Genomic DNA, 14,726 nt, shown 5'->3' with positions numbered 1-14,726 from the left:
TGAGAAAAAAGGGGTGTTTTTTTAAAAAAACAGCTGATATTGTAGGAAAATGACTCCAAACTGAACAATAAGATAGCACATAGCCAGACAGGACACAGTCAAAAAAATCGCTGGTTCATTTTTGGTTTATACTCGAAATATTGTTCCTTGAATATCGCTAGTCCATTGGAAGGAGAAAAAAGAGCCTGAAACAAACGGAACCTCTTCAAAAATAAAGGGAAAACCACGGAAATTTAAAGAACGATTCCCGTGGCTTCTTTTTTATTTCTTGAAGTTGAACACCTTTGTTACAAGCTCTTTAGATGAACTTATGCTCATATACTGTTTATTCTTCTTTCAATAAGCCTTTAAATAGACCGATGACAAAGTCATTTGGATCAAAAGCTTCTAAATCATCGATGCCTTCACCCAAACCAACAAGTTTGACCGGCAGGTGCAATTCATTACGAATGGCTAAGACGATTCCACCTTTAGCTGTACCGTCTAATTTTGTTAAAACTAGCCCTGTCACATCAGAGGTTTCTTTGAACTGTTTCGCTTGGACCATGGCATTTTGCCCTGTCGTCGCATCTAACACAAGTAAGATCTCATGTGGTGCTTCTGGTAATTCTCGTTGGATCACACGTTTGATCTTCTCTAATTCGTTCATCAAATTGACTTTGTTTTGCAGACGTCCAGCTGTATCAACAAGTAAAATATCTGCTTGTTGTTCTTTGGCTTTTTCGATGGCATCGTAAACGACTGCCGCAGGATCGCCACCAGCTTTGCCTCGAACCACTTCAACTTCTGCACGTTCTCCCCAAACGACTAACTGATCGATCGCACCCGCACGGAAGGTATCTGCTGCGGCTAACAATACCTTTTTGCCTTCCGTTTTGTATTGATGTGCTAATTTACCGATACTCGTCGTCTTTCCTACACCATTGACACCAACAAAGAGGATCACTGTCAATCCTTCTTCTTGGAGGTTCAATGTATTGACTTCATCGATGCCTTCTTGCTCATAAAGCTCAACTAATTTTTCGATGATCGCATTTTGGATCTCAGCTGGTTTCTTGGCATTTCTTAGCTTCACTTCTTGGCGTAACGCTTCAGTGATCTTGATGGCTGTTTCAAAGCCGACATCTGCACCGATCAATGTTTCTTCCAATTCTTCGAAGAAATCTTCATCGACCGTACGGAAATTCGCAAACAGTTCATTCATTCGTTCACCGAACGTTTTACGGGTCTTTTCTAGACCCTTATCATATTTCTCTTGTACTTCTACTTCTTCTGGTGCTTCTTCACCAGTAAAGGCTCGTTTGATCTTATCAAAAAATCCCATAGTATACCTCCTTTACACTAAAACAAATTGTTGGATCGCTTTTGCTACCCCATGTTCGATGTTACTTGCCGTGACATGATCAGCGGCTTCTTTGACAAAAGGCACCGCATTTTCCATGGCTACACCAAGTCCTGCGTATTCGATCATCGGTAGATCATTTTCCTCATCTCCGATTGCCATGATCTCACTACGTTCAAGTCCTAAATCTTTTGCTAATAAAGAAATACCATATGCCTTAGTGACACCTTTTGGCATAAATTCTAATAAAACATTGCGCGTTTTGATAATTTCATACGACTCATAATAAGCGCTTGGAATCTCCTTGATTTTTGCATCTAGTTCTTCTTGCTCATAGGCAATGACTGCTTTGTTCAACACAAACTCATCTGTGATATCAGCTAGTACTGCTGGTTGGAATTGCAATAAGTTGTTTAATACATTGTACATCGATTGCTTTTGAGGCGCACTAGGTAATTGCAAGACGACATTATCTGATAAGACGTCTAACGGTAAGTCTAGTTCTTGTGCCAACGCATAAAGACGATGGATATCAGACACAGACATCGCTTTTTTCTCGATGATTTCACCAGTATCATTTTTCTGGACTAAGCCACCGTTGAAGGTAATGCTATAATCGCCTTCTTCGACTAAACCTAATTCTTGTAAATAGTGAGCCATCGCTGCTAACGGACGCCCCGTGCATAAAACGATTTTTACCCCTTGTGTTTTTGCTTGAGCCAAAGCTTGTTTATTCTCAGATGAGATTTTCTTTTCTTCGTTCAATAGTGTTCCGTCTAAATCGATAGCGATTAATTTGATCATTTCGTCCCCTACACTTTCGTTTCACTCATTCTTCCTTCTTCATTGATGTCTTCCATACGGACAGAGACGATTTTTGAAACCCCAGACTCTTGCATGGTCACACCGTATAAGACATTCGCAGCAACCATCGTCCCTTTACGATGCGTCACTACAATAAACTGTATATCGTCTTGGAACTCGCTGAGATAGCGACCAAAGCGTTTGACATTGGCTTCATCTAGCGCAGCTTCGACCTCATCAAGGATACAAAACGGTACGGGGCAGACACGAATAATCGAAAAGAGCAACGCAATCGCAGTCAATGCACGTTCTCCTCCTGAAAGTAAACTTAAACTTTGTAGTTTTTTACCTGGAGGCTGAACTTCGATTTCAATCCCTGTCTGCAACAAATCAGTCGGATCAGTCAACACAAGCTCTGCGCGACCGCCACCAAACATATTTGGGAAAACGATTTTGAATTCTTGGCGGATTGCTTCAAAAACTTCTTTGAAACGAGTCCGTACCTCATCATCCATTTCATCCATTGTTTCAAATAATTGATCCTTAGCCGATAATAAGTCATCCCGTTGCGCAGCCAAAAAGGTATGACGTTCATTCACTTGCTCATACTGCTCAATGGCGTTTAGATTTACTGGGCCTAAACGATCGATTTGTTGTTTCAACGAAGCAACTTCTACCCGGCTATTCGCTACATCCGTTGTTTCTTCATAAGATTCACAGGCTTTTTCATAATTCATCTGATACTCCGTTTGCAGGTAATTCAGATGATTGTCCAAAATCATTTCCGCACGATTCTTTTGGACCTCTAACTGTGACTGCTCTGTCAAAAGTTCTTTTTGTTTACGGTTTTCAGCTAATAGGTCGGCATCCAACGCATCGATAGTCGTTTGCATTTCTTCACGTGACTGTTTGGCGTCTTCTAGAGAAGCTTTTAAGCGATCTCTTTCTGTCGCTAAATCAGCAATTCGTTGATCTAAACTTTCTTCTGTCAGTTCGTGATCAGAGAAGTCCGCAGTCAATGCATGCAGTTGTTGTTCTAGTCCTTCTTGTTTGGCTAATGCCTCATTTTTTTGTACGCGTGCGCCACGTAGTTGGATCTGTAAGTGATTGTATTGCTCTTTCAATACGGCTAATGAGGCTTGCTCCTGTGCTTGTTTTTCCTGGATCTGCGCGCGACGTTCTTCCATCTTGTCACTTTCTTGACTCAATGAACTGATTTCAGCATCGATCTCTTGGCGTTGTACTTCTAGTTCTTGCTGTTTTGCCAAAAGCTCTGCCTGTTGTTTTTGGTAATTCTCCATGAATTGTTGCAGTTCACGCGTTTCATAACTTGAGATTTGCTGTTCTTTTTCAAAACGAGTGAGTTCGTTGGCCACATTTTGTCGTTGATTTGCTACTTCTTGTTCTTCAAAGCGTAACTGTTCCCATTGTGTCCGCAGAAGTTCTTGTTCTTCTGCCAAAACCGTGACTTCTTGTTGCAATGCTTGGACTTTCTTTTCTTGACTTTGCAACTCCTGATCCGCTTGTTGAAACTCACTCGTCAATTGTTTTAATTCTTGATTTTGTGCAAATAAACTTCCTTGATTGCCTCGCTTCGTCGCCCCACCAGTCATTGAACCACCGGCATTCATGACATCACCTTCTAGTGAGACCACACGATACTGGTAACGAATCTGTTGGGCAATGGCATTGGCACTTGCTAAGTCTTTTGCTAATAGAATCGTCCCTAATAGATTGTGAACGATTGTCTGGATCTGTTCGGGATAAGTCACTTGTTCGCTAGCGATCCCGATAAACCCGTCAACTGTTTGCGCTTGTGCAAAAATATGTGCAGGTAATTGACGAGGTTTGATTGTCGTTAATGGTAGAAACGTTGCTCGTCCGCCTTTTTGTTGTTTCAAATAAGTGATCGCTTGACGTGCATCGCCTTCATTTTCAACAATGACATGTTGCGCTGAACCACCCAAAGCTGTTTCGATTGCCAATGTATAATCAGCTGGAACATCGATCAATTCAGCAACCGCACCAACGATCCCAGAGAGGCGTTGCTTTTGTTGCAAGATCAAACGAACACCTTGATAGAAGCCAAAGTAATTTTCTTGGATTTCTTGTAAACTTTTCTGACGTGCCCGTAATTGTTGGACTTGGTTCATCAGTTGATACATTTTGGGCTGTTCTTTTGCCAAGCGCTCTTGTGCTTGTTTTCCTTTTGTTTGCACAACTTCAAGTGACGCTTTGACCTCATTCAATGCTTGCTGTAGCTTTTCATGTCGCTCTGTCAACTCGATTTGCTTGGCGGACATTTCCGCAACATTCGCTTCCACTTCCGATTGTTTGGCTAGTGTTTGCTGACTTTTAGATGTCTCTTGAACATATTGACGCTCCAAGTACTTCAATTCATTGCCGACAGTTGCTTGTTCTTGCATCAGATCGACATACTGATCGCGTAATTCTGCCAACAATTCTTTGGTTGATTTTTGGTATTTTTCCAATTCTTGTTGCGTACTCATCAGTGCTTTTTCAGCCTGTTGGATCTCTGCTTCTTTTTGACTGACTTCTTGGGTCAAAGTCGCTTGTAATTCTTCAAAATGAGCCACTTTTTCTTGCACTTCAGTTAAAGAAGCTTGGTATTCTTTTGAGCTCTTTTGAGTATGCTTCGTTCGCTCAAGTAATACTTCTTTTTGTCCTTCTGTTTGCTTTAATTTTTCTGACAACGCTAATAACGTTTGTTGATTTTTTTCGATCATACGGTCGGCCTGGTTATTTTGTTTGCGTTTGTCGGCTAATAACTGTTCCTTTGTTTGGATCTGTGTCGTTAAGGATGTTAGTGATTGGTTGAACTGATCTAATTGTAGTTGTCGTTCATCCCACTCTTTTTTTGCCGCTTTGATTTCAGCAATCATCAAAGAGATATCTGTGTTAGTCAATGTTTCTTTTAATCGTAAAAACTCCTTCGCAGCCTCACTCTGGGCGGCCAAAGGAGTTAATTGCTCTTCAAGTTCATAGATGATATCTTGGACACGGCTTAGATTATCCTCTGTTTCAAAAAGCTTTTGCTCCGCCTTTTTCTTGCGCTGTTTGTATTTCAAGACTCCAGCTGCTTCTTCAAAAATCCCTCGTCGGTCTTCTGGCTTACTACTAAAAATCGCTTCGACTTTTCCTTGAGAGATGATCGAAAATGATTCTTTCCCTAAGCCAGAATCCATAAATAATTCTTGGATGTCTTTCAAACGACAAGGTTGTTTATTGATGAAAAAGTCGCTTTCACCTGTCCGACGGTAACGACGTGTTACACTGATCTCACTATACTCTAGTGGCAAGTAATGATCAGAGTTGTCTAATACGACGGTTACTTCAGCGACATTCAATTGTTTACGGGAATCAGAACCGGCAAAAATAATATCCGGCATTTTCCCACCACGAAGGCTTTTTGCAGACTGTTCTCCTAGTACCCAACGGATAGCCTCAGTAATATTACTTTTTCCGCTACCGTTTGGTCCAACGACCGCTGTGACACTATTTTCAAACTCAATGATTGTTTTATCTGCAAATGATTTAAAGCCGGCTATTTCAATGCGTTTTAAATACACGAAGTCTTTCCCTCACTTACTTAGTGCTGCTAAAGCATTCTCAGCAGCAGCTTGTTCTGCTAGTTTTTTCGATTTTCCTTGTCCAGTTCCAATCAACCGATCATCCACGTATACTTCGATCCAAAAAATACGTTCGTGTGCTGGACCTTCTTCATTGATCAAACGATATTCAATCAACACGTCTCCAGCTTTTTGCAATACTTCTTGTAATCTTGTTTTATGATCCATCTCATGGGAAAAAGCACCGGCACGCACCTTCGGAAAAATCACCGTTTCAATAAACGCATGTGCTGCGTCAAATCCTTGATCAAGGTACAACGCTCCTAAAAAGGCTTCAAACAGATCACAAAGAAGCGCTGGACGGGTTCGTCCGCCTGAGTTCTCCTCACCTTTTCCTAACAGGATGTACTGATCAAAACGACATTCCTTGGCAAATTTGGACAAACTATCTTCACGTACGATAGCTGCACGAGTTTTGGTCAATTTTCCTTCTGGGATATCTGGATACAAACGATACAGATATTCAGAAACCATCAACTCTAATACAGCATCTCCTAAAAACTCAAGACGTTCGTTGTCGGATAGTTGCAAATTGCGATGCTCATTCACATAGGATGAATGGGTAAAAGCTTGTTCAAGTAAGTTTAAATCGTGAAAAACGATGCTATACTTTTCTTTCAATTCTTTTGTTAGCTGATTGTCCATTTCCCACATTCCTTTATGGCTATTTTTTCAATACTTCCTTATTATACTGGTTTTTTATAAAATATGAAATGGTTGAGACAAAAGGTATGAAAAGCTTTATAAACCTTGTTGAAGATTCTTTTTCATAAAAGTATACTAAACCTTGTAATGTTCCTAAATCCAGCTAATTACTTATCAAAGAACAAAAAAAGCACTTTCCAAAAAACAGAAAATGCCTGTTTAAAGTTATATTAATTGTAGTTGGAATCAGCGATTATTCAGTCAGTATAATTTAGCACACGTATATTTAAACAATGTCCAAATATTTTAATAGGAGTACTTTCATTACAATATAAGCACTGAACAAATCTTGTTCTTTTTCATTTCTATGTAATCTTAAAAAATAAGGAACAACATCAGATTTTATAGGTGTGAAAGTATATCTGATCTGATTAATGCATCTTGTTAACTCGACAAACTAATTTATGTATGATCGTCCAAGATTGTTCTTTCAATATCCAAAAAGTTTACTGCCTCTTCTTCATATCCAAGCAGCCTTAGCATCTCAATAGCTATCGAGCCATCAAATTCCAAATCCCCAACGACAGACTGATACAATCGGAAAAAAAATTTCCAATAAATTCTTCCTTTTAAGTAATCTGAGTCCTTTGTTTCATCATACAAAATTCCTAACAAATCCAAAATTCTATCGTAATTTTTATCAGAAAATTCTAAAATGATTGAATTTATAATAAATTTTATTAATGCATGTTGATATTTAGGTATACCTTTAAATTTCCTAAACTGATTGAGCACATCCTTATATTGAAATAATCGGTATTCCTTTTTAAAGAGTCCTAAACAATTAGTATACATTGCTAATTCGAAATATCCCCACTCCTCTATCCTGTTCAAATAATCCAAAATTTTTTTTGATTCATTTTCATCTATCTTACCAAGTTTATAATTTGGTAATTTTTCAGCAACTGCTTTTATTTGAACAATTAGATACAGAAAAAAAATGTCGTTACTTTTTTTATATTCTTCTTGTAAGTTGTCTAGATACTCTTTTGCATGATACTCAGAAATAATTGCACTCCTAAATTTTTTTCGTAAGTGCTCTTTTTTACTTAATTGATAGTTATAATACTCCAAATAGTAGTCATCTATTTGGATATTCATTCTTTCCAAGTATTGCCAAATGGTATCTATGTCAATTCTAGCGGTATCATTTTCAAACCGCTGTAATGCGCTTATCGAATGTACCCCTTCGCTCAAATCTCTTCGCGTTATTTTTCTATCGGTTCTTAATTTTTTAATCAATTCCCCATGTTCCATATAAAATCACCAAATTTTCTACTTATTTTTGACTAACTTTGGTACAAACTATCAAATAACCTTATTATACAACTAAGATACATTATCACATTTAGTAATACACTAAATAATAACGCAGTAAGCATCTAATCTATAACACTGATAATCATATTTATTTGGTAATCACATATCTTGATAAACTAGAAATTGACCTAATCCAAATAAGGAACATTACTTGAGAAAACATTAATAAAAAGAACAAAGGTTTGTAAAGTTTCCCTACAATAATCGGAAGATAAAAACTTTAAATCTACTATAAATAGGAGGAAAAATGATTTCATCTTTAATGATATTATTTGGTTGGGAAGTTGTCAATTTGTAGCAGTTGAACAAAATTTTTTCAAAATCTATCCGTAATATCAAAAAATTACATATAATGGAAGGTCGAATAGTATGAAAATAAACAAATTCCAAGTGCTCTTAACTACCTCTATAGCAATAGTAACATTAGCAACACCATTAGTTCCTTCACTAAGTTCTGTTGTTTACGCATCAGATAGTGAGAATCAAAAAGTGGTCCAAGTAAAAAAATTTGAAGACAAAACAATTGCTGAATTAATGAACGATGCACAGTTAAGATATTCTAGTTCTCTACCTAATACACCATCAACTCAAAATAGCGTTGCTACTGCTTTTGAAAAGAAAGTAATGAATATGACAGTCAAAGATGTAAAGAACAACATCAATGATTTGCTGAAAGAGTTTGATGGTGCTAGTTATAGTTCTCGTGCAGTAGCAGGCGTAGGTGGCAAACTGCAAAATGGTGGCTGGAATATGTACTATAATACTAGCACTGGTAAAACGTCTGTCTATAATTTCTATGATAGACTTGTCATGGGAGCTGGAGGTAGTGTATTGTATAGTGCCATATTAGATGCTCTTGCTGTTACATGTGGAATTACAGTTGCTGGTGCAGTGATTGTTGCTATTTGTAACTTAATTGCAGGTGAATTAGTTAGAAAAACGGCGAGCGCCCGTGGTCTTGTGTCTAGTCACGGAAATGCCGGAACCGTTCGAGTGACGTTAACTGACGAATTATGGTCGTCAAAATATAATGCAAGCTGGTGATTACAATTTTTTCAATATCTAGTTTTACTTTTGTTGTTGTTTTTGTCGGTATAATAAAAATCGTTGCACAGTTAAATGAAATAATTGGCTTGCTACGCTCAAAAAGTAAAATCGAGACTGAGTTGATTGAAGCAATAAAAACAATAAAAGAAAAGAATCATTTTTAGCTACTATTTATCTTAGCTAAAGTAGCACAGCCTTAGAGAACAGATAAACTATGACACAAAATTTTTTAAACAGTACAATACTAAACCACTCCCTCTCAAAAGATCAATAGAAACTTAAGCGACGATCTCATCTCTTTTTCTATCAGAGTGAGATCGTCGTATTTTATTATGAATACTTGTAAAATTTATCCGTTAATCGATACTTAATTGGACTATCTTTCCCTAATTTTGAATCCTATTTTTTTACAATTCAGCTTATGCCATTAAGTCATTCGCTGGTTAATCTCCGAGAAGAAGTTCTCTAAGTTAGCTTTACAATATGTGATGGAAATCGAGCGAAACTCAGGAAATCCTTCCTCACTAAACAAGTGTAAAAAGACGATCGTTAATATTTTCCCTTGATTTTTATTGGCTGTATCGCAATTCATTATATGCTTATACCTACACTAACTTCCTTCTATTTATCAGTTCATTCATATCAACTTGCCCACCTAGTTGTTCTGCCAAATCTAAATCATGGGTGACTAAGACGATCGTCACTCCTTGCTCATTCAATTCTTTCAATGCTTCGATCACAAGTTGCCGATTTCCTTTATCCAAAGAGGCAGTGGGCTCATCTGCAAAAACGATTTTAGGGATTTGCAAAAACAAGCGAGCTAAAGCTACTCGTTGTTGCTCACCACCGCTTAAACGAAATACTTTTTGGTGCAATGAATCTTCCATTTGGAACTTGCGGAGCGCAGCAATCATTTTTTCCTCTTTTTTTACTACTAACTGTAAATTTTGCTTGACCGTTTCATTATCGATCAATGCAAAGTTCTGAAATAAAAATCCTGCATACTCACGAAAGAAACGTTTTTTACTTTTACGGTGAAGGAATTGATTGTCTATCCATATTTCACCAGAATCTATGGGCTCCAGTTGTCCTAAGCAATTCAGTAACGTCGTTTTCCCTACACCACTGCTTCCAGTAATCACAGTTATTGAACCAGTCTCTACATGTAAAGATACGTTTTCAAAAATCACTTTTCCTTTGTACTTTTTAGTGATTTCTTTGGCTTCAATCATATTTGATCACCTCCAGACGTTTTCTTTTTTCTGATAAATACGTAGTGAATAAAAGTATACATAATTCAAATAATAGTAATAGAATTAAAATCTGCCACCAAGCATGATTGATGAGTAGTAAGATCAACGCAACAACGGTAGAAATGGTTAATATTATTTTATAATATCTGTGATGCCTCTGTAGCAGAGCCCAACCAGCAATATATTTGAGAAACAGTTTTTTCTTATTCATTTCCACATACAGTAAACTCAAATAAACTTGAATAAAAACAAAACCAATAAGGATCAAGAACAAAATACTAAGGGTTGTATAATATTCACGTTTCACACCCATAAGAGATTGATTGATGCTTTCTTTTACAGCAATCAATCCATAAAAATCATGTTCCATATGATTTTCTTTAATAAATGCTTGGACAAGTTGAGGGTCTCGAAACAAGTAAGTCCCATTTGAAATATCCTGTATCCATATTTCAATATTTGGTTGGATCAATGGCAATGACATGGAAACGATAATTGGATTGGAAGAAAAATTTTTTTCATAGGGTTGGAAGTTATAGTTAAAAAGGACTTGGTTTGCTTGCGTATAGAGAACTTTTAATTCCCCCTCATATGCTTTCGTCTCGTACTCAAAAGAATTTTGATAAAAATCAAGTTCATTCTCTGCTTCTTGAATGATCATTTCTGTATACATTCGCTTATTTTCAGGGATGAGCAGATAGAAAAAAGAATCATCTAATGAGTGTATCGATTGACCTTCAGCATCCTTGATAGCCAATTCTTGTACGGCATGATGATTACTTAACCAAAAAGCGTCATTTTCAATATAATTTAGTGTCGGACTACTATGACCAAGTTCATTGTCTCTTAGAAAAATCCCACCTGACTGTTCTGATTTTTCCAACAAGGGAAGTAACCGTGAATTGATCAACGCTTGTGCTTTCTTTCGCACGTCTTTACTTTTTGCCGGGTCTACAAGTAGACTTGTGTCTCTACTAAATGCTAACTGATAATAGTCAGGAATTCTTGTCCATTGGGAGAGCTGTTGTTCAAGTTCACGCGTCTCCATTACTTTATTTGATAATGTACTGGCTTGCACCGTAACAAACGTGAAGATGATGATCTTTAATAAAAGGTTCAAACTAAATAATAATCGGTAAGGTTTCCTTCCTTTTATTTTATCTGAAATCGTACCGAACGAAAAAATAATCCCACTCGTAAATAATTGAAGAATCCAAATCATTAAATGCCCCCCCAAAAAAATCGGTCGATAAAGAAACTGTAATTGTGGAAACCACCAAGAAAAAGCAACCATCAAGAGAGTAAAAATCGCACTATCAATGAAACTATCCTTGAAGGACACTATCAGCCAACGATGTCCTAACATCTCAATCACACCAATTTTCTTACGAAGAGAAGCTTTGTAAAACAGTAAAGCTAAGATCACAAAGAAAAATAGAATAAAGAAGAGTTGTCCAATACTCATTAATAAACCCGCTGTCAATAACTGGAACCATTTTATCTCCTCAATCTCCAATTTGATTCCTTGATCATGAAAATCAGCAATCATTCCAGATGGAGGGGCTTCTGTTACAATATAAGTACCCAGCGCATCTTGATGTTGCATCTCTGTGTAATCATAAAAATAGGTGGCAACATCCGATTTTATAGGTGGAAAAAAGTATTCCGAACGTTCCACCTTGTCAAAGGTATAAATTTCCTTTGTCGTCTCACCAGAAGCGCCAATTCTAAAAACCAGTTTATGTATAGCAATTTGATGTTTTTTTGCATAAGCAGAAATTTTTTGATTGATTTCCTCAATCGTCCCACTCGCTTCTTCAATCACAATGCCCGAATGAGCATTTGGGATAGCACTCTTGATTCCTTCATTTCCGATAAAAGAAATGGCATAAAGGAAACTTAACACTGTAACTATAAATAACCCTCGATAGATTTTTTTCATAATGAAAGAAAAAAAGGACCTAAAATATGTTTTCAAATATTTAAATACCCGAACTGTATTTGAGATATCACTGAAGAGATTGTTGACTTCTAGTAACAACCTGACCGTAGCAGTAATCTCTATATAGCTCGGGTAATACTGTATAAAAAATTTGTCTTAGGTTCTTAAATCTCTATGCCCACCACCATCCAGAGGTATTTCCCGTAAATGCACGTGGAGCTTCTGCTCTTACTTCTACTCTAGGTCCTCCTGTGACATTAACAGTTTTTGTTCCCTTCGCCTGAACTGTGACTCTTCTACTAGATGGCGTAAATTCTCCCCATACTGTACCAAATCCAGGAATACCGGTTACTCCGCCATAAAATGTATCCATTGTGATTTTCGGCTGAATCATTACTGCTTGTTCTTGCACAATATCCATATCAAATATATTTGCATAGCTTGATATAATCAAAGGTTCATTCATTTCTGACGCACTTACTTGATCGATTGAGACAAATACTCCTATAGCAGCAACAGTTCCAATAACACTAACAACTAATTTTTTGTTTTTCATAAAATTCTCCTTTGTATGTTTTATTTTTGATTTAGTATTTCAAAATGTCGATAAAGTAAGTATATATATGAAACATACCCTCTACTCTCTTTAAATTTATTTATTTTCATATTTATTATATATTTTTCATCCTTAAAAAACAAACATTTCCTTGTTTTTCCTAATTAAAAAACATCCATAGTTTATTCGTTATGTATTAATGATTGATGGTGACAAAACTTTCACAGACCTACTTATTAAAAAAAACCGAGCCAGCCGAGAATAGGAGAATCCTATCTCGAACTGATTCGGTTTTATCATTTGTTGATTATGAACGTGAATCGGAAGTTACAGATACAACAGCCCATGGATTGACAGCATCATATGCCCAGTTCCAATCTTTGACGCGGTCGTTTACTGGTAATACTTCGTTACGGAACAATGTTGGAATAGCAAAAGCTTCTTCAAATGCGTATTCTTGCCATTTTTTGTAAGCTTCTTTTTGGTAATCTGCATCAAATGCTGCACTTGAATTGATATCATTGATCAATTTTGTGTTTTCTTCTGACTCAAAACGAGTGTAGTTGAACGCTGCATTTGCACCCCATAGTCCACTTGGATTTGGATCTGTTCCTGTACTCCAAGCTGCTTGGTAGATATCGATTTCTGGATCATCATTTTCCAAACGATCATAGAATGAGTTGAATTCGATCAGACGACCTGTTGTATATTGAACATCTAAACCAATCTCTTTCCATTGTTGTACGTAGTAATCTGCTAATGGTTGTGCTGTTTCGCCACCTGCCATTGACGCAAAGTTGATTGTCAACTTGTTACCATCTTTGTCTTCACGGATACCATCGCCATCAACATCTTTATATCCTGCATCATCCAATAATTTGTTGGCTTTATCAAGATCTTGAGTGAAGCCTTTTAGATCTGCATCGTGGAAACTTTCAAATACTGGTGGAATCAATGAAGTTGCATTGCTTCTTAAACCAGCATAGAAACGTTCACCTACTGCCGCATTGTCTAAAGCATAGCCCATTGCTTGACGTAATGCTTTGTCAGCCATTTTTGAGTTTGGATCATATTCTACACTTCCACTTTCAGCATCCCATTTACCTAGTTTGAAACCTAAGTAAGTGTATGAAGTTTGCTGACGTCCTAGATTCGTATAACCAGCGATATCTTTGTATGTGTCATACGTATCTGTTGGCATTTGGAAAATCATGTCATATAATTTTGAATTTAATGCTTCTGTTGCACTTGCTGTTGGTAATGATTTCATTGTGATTTTCTTCAATTGTGGTGTACCATTCCAGTAGTATTCATTTGGTAAGAATTCTACTGATTCACCAGCAACGATGTTACTCATATAGTAAGGACCAAATGTCACAGGGTTCTTACGAACTTGATCACTTGATTCCATGTCTTTGATAGCAATTCCTTCAAGTGTGTGTTTTGGTGCTGCATATGTCCAAATTCCACCACCTGCTTGAAGCATGCTTGGGTTCATTTCTTTATATTCGATTTTAACAGTTTTATCATCTACTTTTGTAATTCCAGAAATCGTATCTGCACTACCGCTGTTATATTCTTCCATACCAACGATGTTACGGAATGTATCATCGTAACGGATACCAGTGTATTCAGAGTTTCCGATGATTTCATAAGGGAAAATAACATCATCTGCTGTGACATCGACACCATCAGACCATTTTACGTTGTCTTTAAGTGTGATTGTTGCTGTTTTTGCATCTTCATCTAATTCTAATGAGGCTGCTCCATCGTTTGTAATCGTGAAGTTATCATCATTTGTAAACAATGGTTCATGTGAAGGCGCCATAAACGCTGCATCAAAGGCATCTTGGTAAAATTCCCATTGGAATAATCCTTTGAACTGACTATCTGTTGCTACTGCCACATCTAGCTGTCCATCTTCGATTGCTTCATCATTATTCGTTGTAGCTAATGGGAAAGTCAATTCACTTTTATCCCCATTATCTGCTGAATTATTACCTGACGAGCTAGTTCCGCCGCCATTTCCACACGCTGCTAATGCTCCCACAGATAGCAGTGTGACAAATCCAAAAATCGTTTTCTTCATATCCTATTTTCCCCCTTC

10 protein-coding genes are annotated in these 14,726 nt (G+C 37.2%); 1 reads left to right on the top strand and 9 read right to left on the bottom strand.

From position 1 onward, the window contains the following. Positions 1-325 precede the first annotated feature (325 nt). The 5 genes from ftsY to HZ311_RS08170 all read right to left on the bottom strand — a co-directional run bounded on the left by ftsY (position 326) and on the right by HZ311_RS08170 (position 7,758). A complete protein-coding gene (gene ftsY / locus HZ311_RS08190; protein ID WP_010734424.1) occupies positions 326-1,324 on the bottom strand; it encodes a signal recognition particle-docking protein FtsY in 999 nt (332 codons plus the stop codon). Positions 1,325-1,336: 12 nt separating this feature from the next. Continuing rightward, positions 1,337-2,146: a Cof-type HAD-IIB family hydrolase gene (locus HZ311_RS08185; protein ID WP_178946571.1), complete on the bottom strand. Its 810-nt coding sequence runs from the start codon at positions 2,144-2,146 to the stop codon at positions 1,337-1,339. An 8-nt stretch (positions 2,147-2,154) separates the two neighbouring features. Beyond that, complete coding sequence (gene smc / locus HZ311_RS08180; protein WP_178946570.1) at positions 2,155-5,736, bottom strand: chromosome segregation protein SMC; 3,582 nt, start codon at positions 5,734-5,736, stop codon at positions 2,155-2,157. Between the two features lie 12 nt (positions 5,737-5,748). Further along, positions 5,749-6,441: a ribonuclease III gene (gene rnc / locus HZ311_RS08175; protein WP_010734427.1), complete on the bottom strand. Its 693-nt coding sequence runs from the start codon at positions 6,439-6,441 to the stop codon at positions 5,749-5,751. Between the two features lie 462 nt (positions 6,442-6,903). Further along, positions 6,904-7,758: an Rgg family transcriptional regulator gene (locus HZ311_RS08170; RefSeq protein WP_023518913.1), complete on the bottom strand. Its 855-nt coding sequence runs from the start codon at positions 7,756-7,758 to the stop codon at positions 6,904-6,906. A 432-nt stretch (positions 7,759-8,190) separates the two neighbouring features. On the opposite strand from HZ311_RS08170, the gene HZ311_RS08165 reads away from it, so the two are divergent. After that, positions 8,191-8,865, top strand: a complete 675-nt coding sequence (locus HZ311_RS08165; RefSeq protein ID WP_023518912.1) for a hypothetical protein — start codon at positions 8,191-8,193, stop codon at positions 8,863-8,865. Positions 8,866-9,473: 608 nt separating this feature from the next. On the opposite strand, the gene HZ311_RS08160 is transcribed toward HZ311_RS08165, so the two are convergent. The 4 genes from HZ311_RS08160 to HZ311_RS08145 all read right to left on the bottom strand — a co-directional run bounded on the left by HZ311_RS08160 (position 9,474) and on the right by HZ311_RS08145 (position 14,708). Continuing rightward, positions 9,474-10,100, bottom strand: coding sequence for an ATP-binding cassette domain-containing protein (locus HZ311_RS08160; protein WP_023518910.1), 627 nt, complete (start codon positions 10,098-10,100; stop codon positions 9,474-9,476). Then, the gene (locus HZ311_RS08155) at positions 10,093-12,027 is read right to left on the bottom strand and encodes a DUF1430 domain-containing protein (protein WP_331251497.1); all 1,935 of its coding nucleotides are present in this window, start codon (positions 12,025-12,027) and stop codon (positions 10,093-10,095) included. The genes HZ311_RS08160 and HZ311_RS08155 overlap by 8 nt, the downstream gene beginning before the upstream one ends. A 208-nt stretch (positions 12,028-12,235) precedes the next feature. Beyond that, on the bottom strand, positions 12,236-12,619 hold the full coding sequence (locus HZ311_RS08150) for a hypothetical protein (protein ID WP_010734432.1): 384 nt from the start codon (positions 12,617-12,619) through the stop codon (positions 12,236-12,238). 307 nt (positions 12,620-12,926) lie between these two features. Further along, the gene (locus tag HZ311_RS08145; RefSeq protein WP_023518908.1) at positions 12,927-14,708 is read right to left on the bottom strand and encodes an oligopeptide ABC transporter substrate-binding protein; all 1,782 of its coding nucleotides are present in this window, start codon (positions 14,706-14,708) and stop codon (positions 12,927-12,929) included. Between the last annotated feature and the right edge of the window lie 18 nt (positions 14,709-14,726).

This window comes from Enterococcus mundtii, from assembly GCF_013394305.1.
Lineage (GTDB): Bacteria > Bacillota > Bacilli > Lactobacillales > Enterococcaceae > Enterococcus_B > Enterococcus_B pernyi.
This window is presented reverse-complemented; position numbering and strand designations above follow the sequence as displayed.